Source organism: Mycobacterium adipatum (genome assembly GCF_001644575.1).
Lineage (GTDB): Bacteria > Actinomycetota > Actinomycetes > Mycobacteriales > Mycobacteriaceae > Mycobacterium > Mycobacterium adipatum.
This window is the reverse complement of the sequence record NZ_CP015596.1, coordinates 595,124-611,022: the sequence shown is the minus strand read 5'-3', so window position 1 is coordinate 611,022 and position 15,899 is coordinate 595,124. Positions and strand designations below refer to the sequence as shown.

General features: G+C 65.3%; 16 protein-coding genes. 6 read left to right on the top strand and 10 right to left on the bottom strand.

The genetic code is table 11. From position 1 onward, the window contains the following. Window positions 1-111: 111 nt before the first annotated feature. The 10 genes from A7U43_RS02790 to rpmH all read right to left on the bottom strand — a co-directional run bounded on the left by A7U43_RS02790 (window position 112) and on the right by rpmH (window position 7,212). The gene (locus tag A7U43_RS02790; RefSeq protein ID WP_156525819.1) at window positions 112-858 is read right to left on the bottom strand and encodes a hypothetical protein; all 747 of its coding nucleotides are present in this window, start codon (window positions 856-858) and stop codon (window positions 112-114) included. Beyond that, window positions 851-1,597, bottom strand: coding sequence for an acetyltransferase (locus tag A7U43_RS02785; RefSeq protein WP_067990833.1), 747 nt, complete (start codon window positions 1,595-1,597; stop codon window positions 851-853). Before A7U43_RS02785 ends, A7U43_RS02790 begins: the two co-directional genes overlap by 8 nt. A 257-nt stretch (window positions 1,598-1,854) precedes the next feature. Further along, window positions 1,855-2,856: a ParB/RepB/Spo0J family partition protein gene (locus A7U43_RS02780; protein ID WP_067990831.1), complete on the bottom strand. Its 1,002-nt coding sequence runs from the start codon at window positions 2,854-2,856 to the stop codon at window positions 1,855-1,857. 94 nt (window positions 2,857-2,950) lie between these two features. Beyond that, window positions 2,951-3,937: a ParA family protein gene (locus A7U43_RS02775; RefSeq protein ID WP_067990827.1), complete on the bottom strand. Its 987-nt coding sequence runs from the start codon at window positions 3,935-3,937 to the stop codon at window positions 2,951-2,953. Further along, a complete protein-coding gene (gene rsmG / locus A7U43_RS02770) occupies window positions 3,934-4,617 on the bottom strand; it encodes a 16S rRNA (guanine(527)-N(7))-methyltransferase RsmG (RefSeq protein WP_082901992.1) in 684 nt (227 codons plus the stop codon). The genes A7U43_RS02775 and rsmG overlap by 4 nt, the downstream gene beginning before the upstream one ends. A gap of 70 nt (window positions 4,618-4,687) precedes the next feature. Then, on the bottom strand, window positions 4,688-5,236 hold the full coding sequence (locus tag A7U43_RS02765; protein WP_067990825.1) for a Jag family protein: 549 nt from the start codon (window positions 5,234-5,236) through the stop codon (window positions 4,688-4,690). A 70-nt stretch (window positions 5,237-5,306) separates the two neighbouring features. Next, entirely contained in the window at window positions 5,307-6,344 is a 1,038-nt protein-coding gene (gene yidC / locus A7U43_RS02760) for a membrane protein insertase YidC (protein ID WP_411289593.1), read from the bottom strand. 43 nt (window positions 6,345-6,387) lie between these two features. Further along, a complete protein-coding gene (yidD, locus tag A7U43_RS02755; RefSeq protein WP_068001752.1) occupies window positions 6,388-6,639 on the bottom strand; it encodes a membrane protein insertion efficiency factor YidD in 252 nt (83 codons plus the stop codon). A 29-nt stretch (window positions 6,640-6,668) separates the two neighbouring features. Beyond that, a complete protein-coding gene (gene rnpA / locus A7U43_RS02750) occupies window positions 6,669-7,046 on the bottom strand; it encodes a ribonuclease P protein component (protein WP_067990818.1) in 378 nt (125 codons plus the stop codon). 22 nt (window positions 7,047-7,068) lie between these two features. After that, entirely contained in the window at window positions 7,069-7,212 is a 144-nt protein-coding gene (gene rpmH, locus A7U43_RS02745; protein ID WP_068001749.1) for a 50S ribosomal protein L34, read from the bottom strand. A 581-nt stretch (window positions 7,213-7,793) separates the two neighbouring features. On the opposite strand from rpmH, the gene dnaA reads away from it, so the two are divergent. The 6 genes from dnaA to gyrB all read left to right on the top strand — a co-directional run bounded on the left by dnaA (window position 7,794) and on the right by gyrB (window position 15,869). Further along, window positions 7,794-9,290 (top strand): chromosomal replication initiator protein DnaA, encoded by a 1,497-nt coding sequence (gene dnaA, locus A7U43_RS02740; protein ID WP_067990815.1) that lies wholly within the window; start codon window positions 7,794-7,796, stop codon window positions 9,288-9,290. Window positions 9,291-9,805: 515 nt separating this feature from the next. Further along, window positions 9,806-11,005: a DNA polymerase III subunit beta gene (gene dnaN / locus A7U43_RS02735; protein ID WP_067990812.1), complete on the top strand. Its 1,200-nt coding sequence runs from the start codon at window positions 9,806-9,808 to the stop codon at window positions 11,003-11,005. A 31-nt stretch (window positions 11,006-11,036) separates the two neighbouring features. Further along, window positions 11,037-11,930, top strand: coding sequence for a phosphogluconate dehydrogenase (NAD(+)-dependent, decarboxylating) (gnd, locus tag A7U43_RS02730; RefSeq protein ID WP_067990809.1), 894 nt, complete (start codon window positions 11,037-11,039; stop codon window positions 11,928-11,930). Between the two features lie 2 nt (window positions 11,931-11,932). Then, window positions 11,933-13,093 carry a DNA replication/repair protein RecF gene (recF, locus tag A7U43_RS02725; protein ID WP_067990806.1) on the top strand — a complete coding sequence of 387 codons (1,161 nt, stop codon included), beginning with the start codon at window positions 11,933-11,935 and terminating at the stop codon, window positions 13,091-13,093. 53 nt (window positions 13,094-13,146) lie between these two features. Further along, the gene (locus A7U43_RS02720; RefSeq protein WP_231963758.1) at window positions 13,147-13,647 is read left to right on the top strand and encodes a DUF721 family protein; all 501 of its coding nucleotides are present in this window, start codon (window positions 13,147-13,149) and stop codon (window positions 13,645-13,647) included. A 209-nt stretch (window positions 13,648-13,856) separates the two neighbouring features. After that, window positions 13,857-15,869: a DNA topoisomerase (ATP-hydrolyzing) subunit B gene (gene gyrB, locus A7U43_RS02715; protein ID WP_067990801.1), complete on the top strand. Its 2,013-nt coding sequence runs from the start codon at window positions 13,857-13,859 to the stop codon at window positions 15,867-15,869. The last annotated feature ends 30 nt before the right edge of the window (window positions 15,870-15,899 follow it).

Genomic DNA, 15,899 nt, shown 5'->3' with positions numbered 1-15,899 from the left:
CCTTTCGGCTCGGATCTACTTTGGACGTCGCAATCCCAAGTTTTCCAAGCAGGACAGGCACTTCCGTGCATTAACGGCCCGTGTCACCGGCCAAATCACGAAATGTCGAGGCTAGCCGCCTACACCGGTGAAGTACGCCGGCAGCAACGCGGCCGCGCCCAGACTCATCCGGGCAGTGACCACCGCGACGACCGTCAGCCCTGCCCCGATCAGAGCCGAGGTCATCACCCACGCCCAGGCTCGAGGCCGGTGACCGGCCTTCCACGCCCATACCGCACACGCCATGAAAACCACTGCAAGCATGGCTGTTTCGACGGACATCACGGCGTGATACCTGCTCACGCTGTCGGTCATGGCCTCGAGAATCGGGGCGGACCGGTGCGCCGCGAGGCTCTGCCGTATCTCCAGATACGCCTGGGCGGAGCCCGTGCTGTCGGGCGGCGGGAGCCCCTGGAGCAGTGCGGCCAGCGGCGCCGTGGTGGCCTGGATGTTCACCACCACCAGCAGGACGGCGAGCAGTGCGAACGCCGCGACGATTGCCGCCACCGCTGCGCCGTTGCGGCGCAGACACGATGTGGCCAGAGCGACCAGGACCGCCAGTAGTGCGGTCGCGATGGCGATCTTGATGGCGTGGTAGCGGCGCCAGTAGTCGACGAGGTGTACCAACCCGGCGGTCATGTCCTGATCGGTCGTGCGCCACGATGCGACCAGTTCGCTGCGCAATGCGGCTTCGACCAGATGACCATCCGTCAGCGGCCCGAAGTCGCCGCCGGCCAGGATCGCCGGTGCCAGAAAGAAGCCCGCCACCAGGATGAGCGCGGTAGCGGTGGCTCCCGCGCGCAATCGGATCTCAGGCAAAGGTGGTGGCGCCCAGCGGTGCCTGCAGCCGGGCGCTCTCCAGCAGGCGCTCGAGAGCGGCCTCCACATCGGCCTTCCAACCCAAGCCCTGTTCGAGCTCGAGCCTCAGGCGCGGGAAGTACGGATGCGGTGCCACCACTTCGAAACCCATATCGATCAGCAGGTCGGCGGCGATGATGCACTGTCCCGCCGAACAGTCACCGAGCACCTCGATCACCTGTTCAAGGTCATCGGGAACCCCCGACTCCGGGCAGAGATCGGCAACCAGCGCGGTGCGCCCGAAGGCCTCGAGTGCACGGACACCGCGGCGCACGAGATCCGCGACCACCGCACTGATCAGTCCGCGTGAGACATGGTCACCGTCGTCGGGTGATTCGAGGCCGATCGAGGTCAGCAGAACGGCGTCCGCGCTGACCGGTCCGGTGGGGAATTTGCGGGCCCGCGGGACCGCTCCGGGCGGAGCATAAAAGACATAGCCCAGGCACGATTCGCCGTGGAAGACCTCGGTCGCCTCCGTCCGCTCCCCCGGCTCCGCCCCGCCGCGTACGGCCAGTTGTGCGCACGATCCCCACTCGAGCATGACCATGGACAGCCATGCTTCCTTCTCGAACTCCGGATCCGCGAGGTGATCGTCACCGCCCAGAGTCGACGGATCGACCTCCCAGAACACGCATCGCCTCGCATGCTTGGGCAACTGCTCGAAAGCCTCGAGCCGCAGCGGGCTGATACGTGCTGACACTTCGATACCCCAACCTTCACATGGTTCCGGCGCGCACGGATGCCACTCCAGGATAGGAGAATGCCCTCCGCGCGGCCCACCGAGCCCGGCTAACTTCACCGATCCGGGTTCGGACGCCAAACATGTTGTCACACATGACATCCCCTCTCCGGTTCGATGATCCAGCGACTTGCTGTGAATCCAGTGTCACAGTGACGTAATTCGCCTGTGTCTCTGGTCCCGCACGTGCAGCGCCCATTCGGTCATTTCGGCGGCCGTTACTGCGTCGCCGAGTTCATCAGTTCGACGATCCGCTGCAGATCGTCGACCGAGCCGAACTCCACCACGATCTTGCCTTTGCGCTTACCCAGACTGACCGTGACCCGGGTGTCGAACGCTGTCGAGAGCTGCTCGGCGACATCCTGCAGACCCGGCATCTGAATGGGCTTGCGCCGAGGCGCCGGCGGCTCGGTCGGGCCGTTGCGATTGGCCAGTGTGACGGCCTCCTCGGTGGCCCGGACCGACAGGCCTTCGGCCACGATCCGCGCCGCCAGCTCTTCCTGCTTCTCCGGTCCCCCCTCCAGGGACAGCAACGCTCGGGCATGCCCGGCCGACAGCACGCCTGCCGCGACCCGCCGCTGCACCGGGATCGGCAGGCGCAGCAGGCGGATCATGTTGGAGATCAACGGCCGGGAACGACCGATACGCGAGGCCAGTTCGTCGTGGGTGACGCCGAACTCGTCGAGCAGCTGTTGGTAGGCGGCCGCCTCTTCCAACGGATTCAGCTGTGCCCGGTGGATGTTCTCCAGCAGGGCATCGCGCAACATGCTGTCGTCGGCGGTCTCGCGAACGATGGCAGGGATCGTCGTGAGACCGGCCTGCTGGCTCGCCCGCCAACGGCGCTCCCCCATCACGATCTGGTAGCGAGTCGATCCATCGTCGGCGGGCACCGCACGGACCACGATCGGCTGCATCACCCCGAACTCGCGGATGGAGTGCACGAGCTCGGACAGCGCCTCCTCGTCGAAGACCTGGCGAGGCTGCCGCGGATTCGGGTCGATCTGGCCCGGGTCGATCTCGCGGTACACCGCCCCGAACTCCGACGACTCGGACTCCGCGGCGGGGGTGGCGGCGGCCGGTGTCGGAGCACCGCCCATCAGGATGTCGGCCGTCGCCGCACCGATCCGGGGGCCGCCCAGCGCTTCGCCGTCGGCCGGACCGGTGGGGATCAACGATGCCAGGCCGCGCCCCAAGCCACTGCGTTTCTTCGCCTGGTTCATATCGCTGCCAGTCCCCCTGCCTGAATTCGTCCGTCACCAACATGCTGTTCCGGGTGCCACCGCTGGTGTCCCCGGCCCGCCGAAACGGTACTGCTCATGACCGCGGACCACCCAGGTTTCGGCCGCGTTCGGCGATCTCGCGGCTCGCGTCGAGGTAGCTCATGGCGCCGCGGGACCCCGGGTCGTAGTCGAGGATGGTCATCCCGTAGCCGGGTGCCTCCGAAACTTTCACACTGCGGGGAATGACGGTCCGCAGCACCTTATCGCCGAAGTGCGCGCGTACATCCTCGGCCACCTGGTCCGCGAGTCGGGTGCGTCCGTCGTACATGGTCAGCACGACGGTCGTGACGTCGAGCTCGGGATTCAGGTGGGCCTTGACCATCTCGATGTTGCGCAACAGCTGGCCGACCCCCTCCAACGCGTAGTACTCGCATTGGATCGGGATCAACACCTCGGGAGCGGCGACGAGAGCATTGATGGTCAACAGCCCCAGGGAGGGCGGGCAGTCGATGAAAACATAGTCGAAGCTGTGTTCCTTCAGCCCGGCCAGCGCACTGCGCAGCCGGCCCTCGCGGGCGACCATGCTGACGAGTTCGATCTCGGCGCCCGCGAGGTCGATGGTCGCCGGCACGCAGTAGAGGCGCTCGTTGTGCGGGCTGCGCTGCAGTGCGGTCTCCAGTGGGATCTCTCCGATGAGTACCTCGTAGGAGGACGGCGTCCCCTGCCGGTGTTCGATCCCCAACGCGGTACTGGCATTGCCCTGCGGGTCGAGATCGATCACCAGAGTCTGCAGTCCCTGCAGCGCCAGGGCGGCCGCGACATTGACCGCCGTCGTGGTCTTGCCGACCCCGCCCTTCTGGTTGGCGATGGTGAACACACGCTGGCGATCCGGTCGTGGCAGTTGCCCGTGGCGCTTGTGCAGCAGCCGGGTCGCGCGTTCCGCCTCGGCCGCAATGGGGGTGTCGGCCACGGCGTCGCCCTTCCAGGTACCGGCGGCCGGTGTCCATGTTTCACGTGAAACATCGGCGCTCTCGGACGGCTGGCCGTTCGCGGTGCCGCGACTACCTCTGCCGAACTTCATCGTTTCCTCCTGCCTGGGCGCGGGACGACCGCCGTGCGTCGTGCCTCCACCACGGTGGCGGGTGGCTGCAAGAAGTCCACGCCACATCTCACCACCTTTACCTCCGTAGCTCCAAGCGAGCTCAATGTGCGCCGGTGCTCTTCCACTTCGTCGGTTGCCCGCTCCCCCTTCAGCGCCAGCATCCGTCCCCCGACACGCAGCAGCGGCATACTCCACCGCGCCAACTTGTCCAGCGAGGCGACCGCCCTCGACGCCACCGCATCCATCTCGCCGGCCGCCTCGCGTACGGCACGATCCTCCGCGCGCCCGCGAATCACCGTGACATCGATATCGAGTTCGGCGATGACCTCACGGAGGAACTCACTGCGTCGCAGCAACGGTTCGATCAATGTGACTTTCAGATCCGGTCGGGCGATGGCGACCGGGATGCCCGGCAGCCCGGCGCCGCTACCGATATCGGCCACGCGCTCTCCGGGTCCGAAGAGCTCCGCCATCGCGGCACTGTTGAGTAGATGCCGATCCCACAGCCGGTCGACCTCGGACGGGCCGAGCAACCCACGCTCGATGCCGGCGCCCGCGAGGATCTCGCCGTAGCGCTGGGCCACCGCCAAGTTCTCTCCAAAGCAAAGAGCCGCCGACTGGGGCGCCGGACTCAGTTCGCCATGTTTCACGTGAAACATCCTCCGGTTTGCGCTCCAGGCCGACGGCCCTGAACTTGTCGCTCGAACTACACGCGTGTAACTAGATCCGTCACGCGGGCAACACGACGACGCGGCGGGACGGCTCCGCGCCCTCGCTCTCGCTGCGCACACCCTCCACGGCCGCGACGGCGTCGTGCACGATCTTGCGCTCGAAGGGGGTCATCGGCGACAGCTCCTCGCGCTCGCCGGACTCCAGCACCCGATGCGCGATCTTGTCCCCCAGTGCCGCCAGCTCGTCGCGGCGACGGCGACGCCAGCGCGCGATGTCCAGCATCAGCCGGCTACGTTCACCCGTCTTCTGGTGCACGGCCAGCCGGGTCAGCTCCTGCAGCGCATCGAGCACCTCGCCCTTGCGGCCGACCAACTTGTTCAGGTCACTGCCACCGTCGATGCTCACCACCGCACGGTCGCCCTCGACGTCCAGATCGATATCACCGTCGAAGTCCAGAAGGTCGAGCAGTTCCTCCAGATAGTCGCCGGCGATCTCGCCCTCGGCGACCAGACGATCTTCCAGATCCTCGGTCGGCGCGTCCTCGGTCACCAGTTCGCTGTCCTCGGGCGCCTCTGCGGTGCGCTCGGTGGTTTCGGCGTCGGTCATCTTCGTTCTCCTTACTTCGCCACGTCCGCCCCCGGTCGGTGCCCGGGTCGATCGGCTCTCGGCTTGGCTTCTAGCGCTTGCGCTTCTTGGGCCGTGCACCCGGCCGCGGGGTCGCCCCCGGCGTTGCGTCGGGTGCATCGATGTCTCTGCCCTTCGAGGCAGATGTCTGTGGGCCGGCGCTCTCGTCGGCGATCTCCGGCTCGGTGATCTCCTTGGCGGAGTCCACCGGCGTCACCTTGCGCGCCTTGTTGGGCTTCTTACCGGGGGCCGGCGCATTGGCGGAACGGCGTTCGAGCGCCTCGGCCTTCTTCAGCTCTTCTTCCGCCTCGATCTTGCCGAACACGTAGTGCTGCTGGCCGAACGTCCAGACGTTGTTGGACACCCAGTAGAGGATGATCGCCAACGGCAGGAACGGGCCACCCACGACGACGCCGAGCGGGAACACATACAGGGCCAGCTTGTTCATCATCGCGGTCTGCGGGTTGGCCGCGGCCTCGGGACTCTGCCGGGCCACCGACGCGCGGCTGTTGAAGTAGGTCGCGACACCGGCCAGGATCATCAGCGGGACACCCACACCGATGATCGCCAGACGGCTCACGTCGAACCCGATGAACGCCTGCCAGCTGCTCTCCGACTGGATCATGGTCGCGCCGAGCGGAGCGCCGAACAGGTTCGCCTGCAGGAAGTGCTGGACATCCGCGGCGCTGAACACATAGTTGGGCAGCTGCTTGTTCAGCTCGAGATCCAGGCCGAGTTCGCCGAAGTTGTGCCCGGTCCTGTTGAAGGACCGCAGCACATGAAACAGACCCAGGAACACCGGCACCTGCGCCAGCATCGGCAGACATCCGAGGATCGGGTTGAACCCGTGTTCCTTCTGCAGCTTCTGCATCTCCAGCGCCATGCGCTGGCGGTCCTTGCCGTACTTCTTCTGCAGCGCCTTGATCTGTGGCTGCAGTTCCTGCATCTGCCGGGTCGTCCGGATCTGTTTGACGAACGGCTTGTACAGAATCGCGCGCAGGGTGAAGACCAGGAAGACCACCGACAGCGCCCAGGCGAAGAAGTTCGTGGGTCCGAGGATGAAGGCGAACGCCTTGTACCAAACCCACATGATCGCCGACACCGGGTAATAGATGATGTCGAGGCTGAACCAGTTAAACAACAGAATCGCTCCTGACGACTTCTTCCGAAGTCTTATCGCCGGTCTTCTCACCGCGCTCGGGTATCGGGTCCCACCCGCCACGGTGCCACGGACCGCATTTGGCCAATCTCACCGCCGCCAGCCAGCCACCACGGACCAACCCATACTCGGTCAGCGCATCGACGGCGTACTCACTACAGGTGGGGGTGAATCGGCACGACGGCAGCCGCAACGGAGAAATCATGGTCCGGTACAGCTGGATCATGAAGATCGCACCGTTGGCGGCCCACCGAGTCACGGCCGGCTCTGCTTTTGGGCTCGAGTCTTCTTCAACGCAGTCCGCAGTTCGGACTCCAACCGGGAGGAGATGGCGTCTCGGCTGCCGGGCAGCGCACGGATCACCACCCGTGCGCGCGGTCCGAGATCGGACGCGTCAGCGTTGATGAGGTGGAAAGCGACATGGCGCAACCGTCGAGACACCCGGTGCCGCTGTACCGCCGAACCAACCGACTTGGACACCACCAGGCCGATCTTGGGCCCGTCGTCACCACCGTCGGGTAAACCGTCGTGCAACGCGTGCACGACGATATCGGGCTGGACTGCCCGTATGCCTTGGCGAACCGTGACACCGAAATCGGTAGACCGTGTCATCCGGTACCGGGCCGGAAGCACTGCCGGAGATCCCTGCGTCGAATCACGCAGTCAGGGAGCGGCGGCCCTTGCTGCGGCGACCCGACACGATGGCGCGACCGGCGCGCGTACGCATCCGCAACCGGAAACCGTGCACACGGGCCCGGCGGCGGTTGTTCGGCTGGAAAGTCCGCTTGCCCTTGGCCACGGCTGTTTTCTCCTCGTTCGGTCTGGTGTCGACACCCTCGGTCGCCATGAACGTCATGGCAGCCGAGGACGCAGCCACCGTTGGTAAGCTCATCCATCTTGCCGGCGCGGCACCTCTGCGGTTCCGCAGAACCACCGAGTCGCAGCCGTATCGCCACGTGCGGGCGACTGTTCGAGGGTACTGACGAGATTTGCCTGGGTCAAACCTGGCCGGGACCGCTCCCGACCCGCCCGAACCGAGCCTCATCCGGCAACAAAAACCACACCAGTCACCAACTTTGCCCTCCCGACATGGAACCTGTCGGCAATGTTGCAGAACGGTTGGCACTCCGAGAGAAAACTGTTAGCTTCTGGCAATGCCGTTTCGATATGGAACGGCGCCGGAACCAGAGCGAGGACGACACCGGCCGCGAGCCCGCAGACCACAATCGGTATGTGTAGAGCTCCGACAGGGATCCACGCCCACAAATAGCGCGACGATTACTACTGATTACTGTCCACAGTCTGTGGATAACTATGTGGACAGCTTGTTATCGTCGCCCCCCGGGACATCCCGAGGAAGCCGTTAGGGGGTAGGCGTCGTTGACCGCGGACCCGGATTCTTCTTTCGTCACGGTCTGGAACAAGGTCGTTTCCGAACTCAACGGGGAAACCCCGTTCGGAGAGACCGTCAACGGCGGCCCGCGTGAGCAACTTCTCACCGCCCAGCAGCGAGCCTGGCTCAAACTCGTCAAACCTCTGGTCATCACCGAGGGATTCGCACTGCTGTCGGTGCCCTCGGCCTTCGTCCAGAACGAGATCGAACGCCTCCGCGAACCGATCGTCAGCGCACTGAGCCGACAGCTCGGCCAACGCATCGAGCTCGGCGTTCGAATCGCCACACCCGGTCCCGAGGATGCCGCCGAGCCCGAGACCGACTCCGAGCCCGAATACCCGTCGGCACCCGATACCGAAGAGGTCGACGAGGACGGCGAAGCACTGGCCAGCGCCGAGGCAAGTTGGCCGACGTACTTCAATCGGGCCCAGCCGGCGCCGCCGGAAGCCAACGCCGTCAGCCTCAACCGGCGCTACACCTTCGAGACGTTCGTCATCGGTGCGTCCAACCGGTTCGCCCATGCCGCCACACTGGCCATCTCAGAGGCGCCCGCGCGGGCCTACAATCCGCTGTTCATCTGGGGTGAATCCGGCCTCGGCAAAACCCATTTGCTCCATGCCGCCGGAAACTATGCGCAACGCCTCTTTCCCGGCATGCGCGTGAAATACGTCTCCACAGAGGAATTCACCAACGACTTCATCAACTCGTTGCGTGACGACCGCAAGGCCTCCTTCAAACGCAGTTACCGCGATGTCGACATCCTGCTCGTCGATGACATTCAGTTCATCGAAGGCAAGGACGGTATCCAGGAAGAGTTCTTCCACACCTTCAACACGCTGCACAACGCCAACAAGCAGATCGTCATCTCCTCGGACCGCTCCCCCAAACAGCTGGCCACGCTCGAGGACCGGCTGCGCACCCGTTTCGAGTGGGGTCTGATCACCGATGTCCAACCCCCGGAGCTGGAGACCCGCATCGCCATTCTGCGCAAGAAGGCGCAGATGGACCGTCTCGACGTGCCCGATGACGTTCTCGAGCTGATCGCCAGCCGCATCGAACGCAATATCCGTGAGCTCGAGGGCGCCCTGATCCGGGTCACCGCGTTCGCGTCCCTGAGCAAGACCGCGATCGACAAATCGCTGGCCGAGATCGTGCTCCGCGATCTCATCTCCGACTCCAGCACCATGCAGATCAGTACCGCGACCATCATGGCCGCCACCGCCGAGTACTTCGAGACCACCATCGAAGAGCTCCGCGGCCCCGGTAAGACCCGGGCCCTCGCACAATCCCGCCAGATCGCCATGTATCTGTGCCGCGAGCTCACCGATCTATCCCTGCCCCGTATCGGTGAGGCGTTCGGCCGCGACCACACCACGGTGATGTACGCCGAACGCAAGATCCGCGACGGAATGGCCGAGCGGCGCGAGATCTTCGATCACGTCAAGGAACTCACCACCCGGATCCGCCAGCGCTCCAAGCGCTGAGCGACGTTCTCGAGTCGTTCCGGCGACAATCTTTGCGAAAAACTTGTGTCCCGTTCGCACCGTTCGTCACACAAAATCCGTGTGGATACCGCTGTGCACAACCTGGGAGAAACCTCCGGTCAACCGGCTGTCCACTCCACAATCAGGTTGTTATCCACAACCCCGCCCGATCACCCCGGGCTTGTTCCACAGGCTGCACACACCCCTCCCGGGCCCGCCACCTGCACCGAGCGGCCGTCATCCACAGCTTCCACAGGACCTATTACTGTTGCTTTTATCTCTAGGAGATTCCTCTTTTAAAAGCAGGCTGTTGGGGACAGAGCACGAACCCACCCGATCCCCGACGCTCCAGCGCTGCGCGCTCGACGCGCGAACCGCTTTCAAGTTCGCGTCGAACGCTCTACGGTGGTGATTCGATACGCCGGTGCGATCGTCGACCAGTTCGCGACTACGCTCGGAGTGACACGGGAATCCGCTCGTTGATGCTGGTTGACGCGGTAGATCGAAGGGACGTTATGGACGTGGTGACGACGAATGTTGGTCTCACCGATTTGAAGTTCCGTCTGGTACGTGAGGATTTTGCCGATGCGGTGGCGTGGGTTGCCCGCAGCCTGCCGTCCCGGCCTACCGTTCCGGTGCTCGCCGGCGTGCTCCTGACAGGCTCCGACGACGGTCTGACCATCTCCGGCTACGACTACGAAACCTCCGCCGAGGTCCGTGTTGCTGCCGAAATCGCTTCTCCGGGTAGCGCTTTGGTGTCCGGGCGGTTGCTTTCGGACATCACCCGATCGTTGCCGGCCAAACCGGTCGATGTCAGCGTCGAAGGGACCCGGGTATCGCTGAGCTGCGGTAGTGCCCGTTTCTCGCTGCCCACCATGGCCGTCGAGGACTACCCGTCGCTGCCCGCGCTGCCCGACGAGACCGGGGTGGTCTCCGCTGATCTGTTCGGCGAGGCGATCGGCCAGGTCGCCGTAGCCGCCGGCCGTGATGACACGTTGCCGATGCTGACCGGTATCCGCGTCGAGATTTCCGGGGACAAGGTTGTTTTGGCTGCCACTGACCGATTCCGGTTGGCGGTGCGCGAGCTCACCTGGTCCACGGATTCGGCCGGGGTCGAGGCCGCGGTCCTGGTTCCGGCGAAGACCTTGTCGGAGGCCGCCAAGACCGGCACCGACGGCACCGAAGTTCACCTGGCGCTGGGTGCCGGCGCGGCGGTGGGCAAGGAAGGCCTGCTCGGCATCCGCAGCAACGGCAAGCGCACGACGACCCGGCTGCTGGATGCGGAGTTCCCCAAGTTCCGTCAGTTGCTGCCGACCGAGCACACGGCGGTCGCGACGGTCGGTGTCGCCGAACTGACCGAAGCGATCAAGCGTGTGGCACTGGTCGCCGACCGGGGCGCTCAGGTGCGGATGGAATTCACCGAGGACGGGGTGCGGCTGTCGGCCGGTGCCGACGATGTCGGCCGCGCGGAGGAAGACCTGCAGGTCGACTTCGCCGGTGATCCGCTGACCATCGCCTTCAATCCCACCTATCTGACCGACGGTCTGGGTTCGTTGCGCTCGGAGCGGGTGACGTTCGGCTTCACGACACCGAGCCGACCCGCAGTGTTGCGTCCCGCGGGAGACAATGGTGTCGAGGCCGGCGCAACGGGGCCGTTCCCCGCCGCGCAGACCGACTATGTCTACTTGTTGATGCCGGTGCGCCTTCCTGGCTGACCGGCCGACCGTCGCGGAGGGATGCTCGCATATGCAACTCGGTTTGATCGGGCTGGGCAAAATGGGTTTCAACATGCGGGAACGCCTGCGTGCGGGAGGCCACGAGGTGATCGGTTACGACCCTCGCCCGGAGGTGACGGATGTGCCGTCACTGGCGGCCCTCGCCGAGGCGTTGCCCGCACCACGCGTCGTCTGGGTGATGGTGCCCTCCGGTGAGGTGACCCGTACCACGATCGCCGATCTCGCCGAGGTCCTCGAGCCCGGAGATCTGGTGATCGATGGTGGCAACTCGCGTTACACCGAAGACGGCCCGCACGCAAAACTGTTGGGTGACAAGGGAATTTCTTTCATCGACGCGGGCGTGTCCGGTGGCATCTGGGGCCTGACCGAAGGCTACGGGCTGATGGTCGGCGGGAGCGACGAAGATGTGACGCGCGCGATGCCGATCTTCGACACCCTGCGTCCCCCCGGCGACAAGGCCGATGGCTTCGTGCATGCGGGCCCGGTCGGTGCCGGGCATTTCACCAAGATGGTGCACAACGGTGTGGAGTACGCGTTGATGACCGCCTACGCCGAGGGTTACGAGCTGCTGGCCGCCGAGGACCTGGTGAAGGATCCGCAGGCGGTGTACCAGGCCTGGACCAATGGCACCGTGGTGCGGTCCTGGCTGCAGCAGCTGCTGGCCAAGGCGCTCAAGGAAGATCCGGGTCTGGACGGTCTGACCGGGTACACCGAGGATTCCGGTGAGGGCCGTTGGACGGTGGAGGAAGCGATCCGGCTGCGCGTGCCGGTACCGGGTATCGCCGCTTCGTTGTTCGCCAGATTCCTCTCCCGACAAGAAGATTCGCCGACGATGAAGGCCGTCGCCGCGTTGCGTAACCAGTTCGGTGGGCATGCCGTGCAGCGGATTTCGGAATCCGGATAGTTTTGTACGTACGCCATCTGGGATTGACGGACTTCAGGTCGTGGCCGCGGGTCGACCTGGAACTGGAGCCCGGACACACCGTATTTGTTGCACCCAATGGATACGGCAAGACGAATCTCATTGAGGCACTCTGGTATTCGTCTACCCTGGGCTCGCACCGGGTGGCGTCCGACGCGCCGCTGATCCGGGCCGGTACCGAGCGTGCGGTCATCTCGACCATCGTCGTCAATGAAGGACGCGAACTCGGGGTGGATCTCGAGGTCACCACCGGTCGGGCCAACAAGGCCCGGTTGAACCGCTCGCCGGTGCGCAGTCCCCGCGAGATTCTCGGGGTGCTCCGGGCCGTGTTGTTCGCCCCGGAGGATCTGGCGCTGGTCCGCGGCGATCCGGCGGAGCGCCGCCGGTATCTCGACGAAGTTGCCACCACCCGGCGGCCACGCATCGCCGGTGTGCGTGCCGACTACGACAAGGTCGTTCGTCAGCGCACCGCGCTGCTCAAGTCGGCGGGCCCGGCGCGCCACCGCGGTGACTCCTCGATGCTCGACACCCTGGAGTCCTGGGACGGACATTTGGCATCCCATGGTGCACAGCTCATTTCGGCACGCGTCGACCTGGTGAACCAACTCGCGCCGGAGGTGGAGAAGGCCTACCAGCTGTTGGCGCCGGCGTCGCGTCCCGCAGCCATCGGCTATCGCAGCTCGGTCGAGATGGTGGAGGCCGAGGCCGGCGCGGGCACCGTCGACCCGGCGGTCTACGAGGCGGCACTGTTGGACGAACTGAGTCGTAAACGTTCCGCGGAGCTGGAGCGCGGGGTCTGCCTGGTCGGCCCGCACCGCGATGATCTGGAGCTGCGCCTCGGTCAGCAGCCCGCCAAAGGTTTCGCCAGCCACGGTGAATCCTGGTCCATGGCACTGGGTTTGCGCCTTGCGGCCTATGAGTTGTTGCGCCAGGAAGGGACCGATCCGGTGCTGCTGCTCGACGATGTGTTCGCCGAACTGGACAGCGCACGGCGTCAGGCGTTGGCCAGCGTCGCGGCGTCCGCCGAGCAGGTCCTGGTGACCGCCGCGGTCCCGGAAGATCTGCCGGCGGATTGGGATGTGCGGCGTATCACGGTCGGGATGCGCGATGATGACAGCGGACGGATTTCGGAGGTGATCGGGTGAGTACGGATGGTGAGACAGCGGGCCCCCCGGATCATCTGGCGGGCTTGACCGGAATGGACATGGTGCGCCGCGCGCTCGAGGAGGCCCGCGGTGCCGCGCGCAGTCAGGGTAAGGATGTCGGGCGTGGCCGGGTGGCCCCGGCGCGTCGCGCGCCGGCCGCCGGGCGACGCCGGCGCTGGTCCGGCCCCGGCCCCGATGTGCGCGATCCGCAGCCGTTCAGTGCCGCCACTCGAGACCTGGCCCAGTCCCGTGGCTGGTCCAAACAGGTTGCCGAGGGCTCGGTCCTGGGCCAGTGGGCGACTGTGGTCGGGGATCAGATCGCCGACCATGCGGTGCCGACCAGCCTGCGCGACGGTGTGCTGACCGTCTCGGCGGAATCCACGGCGTGGGCCACCCAGCTCCGGATGGTGCAGGCCCAGTTGTTGGCGAAGATCGCGGCCGCGGTCGGCGACGGGGTGGTCACGTCGTTGAAGATCCAGGGGCCGGTGGCGCCGTCCTGGCGGAAGGGCAACCGCAGCGTGCCCGGCCGCGGTCCGCGCGACACCTACGGATAGCGGAGGCCTGAGGCCGTCGAGACGCCGGAAAACGAGCTGCTGGAGCGTCCCGACGTCCCGATGGCCCAGAAATTCCGCGCACGGCGCGATCAGCTGGCTGAAAACGCCCCTACAAAGTAAGTCCTGACGGTGTCTAACGGTAGACTGTGGGGAGCTTTGCAGGCGGTGACGCAACCGCCTTCCGCGAACCCCAAGGAGACGCGTCCAACGTGGCTGCCCAAGATCAATACGGTGCCGAGTCGATCAAGGTCCTCGAGGGCCTGGAAGCGGTCCGTAAGCGCCCCGGCATGTACATCGGCTCCACCGGCGAGCGTGGCCTGCACCATCTGGTGTGGGAGGTCGTGGACAACGCCGTTGACGAGGCGATGGCCGGTTTCGCCTCCAAGGTCGACGTTCGCATCCTCGAGGACGGCGGCGTCCAGGTCACCGACGACGGCCGCGGTATCCCGGTGGCCATGCACTCCACCGGCATTCCCACCATCGACGTGGTCATGACAGTGCTGCACGCCGGTGGAAAGTTCGAAGAGGGCGCCTATCAGGTGTCCGGCGGTCTGCACGGCGTCGGTGTGTCGGTGGTGAACGCGTTGTCGACCCGGCTGGAGGCCGACGTCCGCACCGATGGTTCGGAGTGGTTCCAGACCTACGACAAATCGGTGCCGGGCACGCTGCGCCAGGGCGAGAAGACCAAGGAGACCGGTACCACGATCCGGTTCTGGGCGGACCCGGACATCTTCGAGACCACGACCTATGACTTCGAGACCATCGCGCGCCGCCTGCAGGAGATGGCATTCCTGAACAAGGGTCTGACGATCGAACTCACCGATGAGCGCGTTGCGCCCGAGGAGGTGGTCGACGACGTGGTCAGCGACCATGCCGAGGCACCCAAGTCCGCCGAGGCGAAGGCTGCCGAGGCCGCGGCGCCGCAGAAGGTCAAGCACCGGGTGTTCCACTACCCGGGCGGTCTGGTCGATTTCGTGAAGCACATCAACCGCACCAAAACCGCGATCCAGCCCAGCGTCATCGATTTCGACGGCAAGGGCCCCGGCCACGAGGTCGAGATCGCGATGCAGTGGAACGCCGGCTATTCCGAGTCGGTGCACACGTTCGCCAACACCATCAACACCCATGAGGGTGGCACGCACGAAGAGGGCTTCCGTTCGGCGTTGACCACGGTGGTCAACAAGTACGCCAAGGACAAGAAGCTGCTCAAGGACAAGGATCCCAACCTCACCGGTGACGATATCCGGGAGGGCCTGGCGGCGGTGATCTCGGTGAAGGTCTCGCAGCCGCAGTTCGAGGGCCAGACCAAGACCAAGCTGGGCAACACCGAGGTCAAGTCGTTCGTGCAGAAGATCTGCAACGAGGAACTGCAGCACTGGTTCGACGCCAACCCGGCCGAAGCCAAGACCGTGGTCAACAAGGCGGTCTCCTCGGCGCAGGCCCGCATCGCCGCGCGTAAGGCCCGTGAGTTGGTGCGCCGCAAGAGCGCCACCGATATCGGCGGGTTGCCGGGCAAGCTGGCCGACTGCCGGTCCACCGATCCGAGCAAGTCCGAACTGTATGTGGTGGAGGGCGATTCGGCCGGCGGTTCGGCCAAGAGTGGCCGCGATTCGATGTTCCAGGCCATCCTGCCGTTGCGCGGCAAGATCATCAACGTGGAGAAGGCCCGCATCGACCGGGTGCTCAAGAACACCGAAGTCCAGGCCATCATCACCGCCCTGGGCACCGGTATCCACGACGAGTTCGACCTGGCCAAGCTGCGCTATCACAAGATCGTGCTGATGGCCGACGCGGACGTCGACGGCCAGCACATCTCGACCCTGCTGCTGACCCTGCTGTTCCGTTTCATGAAGCCGTTGGTCGAGAACGGCCACATCTTCTTGGCCCAGCCCCCGCTGTACAAGCTGAAATGGCAACGCTCCGAACCGGAATTCGCCTACTCCGACCGCGAACGCGACGGGCTGCTGGAGACCGGGCGGGCCGCCGGCAAGCGCATCAACCCCGAAGACGGTATCCAGCGGTACAAGGGTCTGGGTGAGATGGACGCCAAGGAACTATGGGAGACCACCATGGATCCCAGCGTGCGGGTACTGCGCCAGGTGACCCTCGATGATGCCGCCGCCGCCGACGAGCTGTTCTCGATCCTGATGGGCGAGGACGTCGAGGCACGACGCAGCTTCATCACCCGCAACGCCAAAGACGTTCGCTTCCTTGATGTTTAACGTGCACTTCTCTATTCGGGGCTTAGGACT

What these genes read in the sequence shown, in the direction of transcription:
- gnd (WP_067990809.1), top strand. Translation starts at nt 11,037, where the DNA reads ATGCAACTCGGTTTGATCGGGCTGGGCAAAATGGGTTTCAACATGCGG.
- rsmG (WP_082901992.1), bottom strand. Translation starts at nt 4,617, where the DNA reads ATGTTTCACGTGAAACATGGCGAACTGAGTCCGGCGCCCCAGTCGGCG.
- yidC (WP_411289593.1), bottom strand. Translation starts at nt 6,344, where the DNA reads ATGTGGGTTTGGTACAAGGCGTTCGCCTTCATCCTCGGACCCACGAAC.
- yidD (WP_068001752.1), bottom strand. Translation starts at nt 6,639, where the DNA reads ATGATCCAGCTGTACCGGACCATGATTTCTCCGTTGCGGCTGCCGTCG.
- dnaN (WP_067990812.1), top strand. Translation starts at nt 9,806, where the DNA reads ATGGACGTGGTGACGACGAATGTTGGTCTCACCGATTTGAAGTTCCGT.
- A7U43_RS02765 (WP_067990825.1), bottom strand. Translation starts at nt 5,236, where the DNA reads ATGACCGACGCCGAAACCACCGAGCGCACCGCAGAGGCGCCCGAGGAC.
- A7U43_RS02780 (WP_067990831.1), bottom strand. Translation starts at nt 2,856, where the DNA reads ATGAACCAGGCGAAGAAACGCAGTGGCTTGGGGCGCGGCCTGGCATCG.
- A7U43_RS02720 (WP_231963758.1), top strand. Translation starts at nt 13,147, where the DNA reads ATGGACATGGTGCGCCGCGCGCTCGAGGAGGCCCGCGGTGCCGCGCGC.
- A7U43_RS02775 (WP_067990827.1), bottom strand. Translation starts at nt 3,937, where the DNA reads ATGAAGTTCGGCAGAGGTAGTCGCGGCACCGCGAACGGCCAGCCGTCC.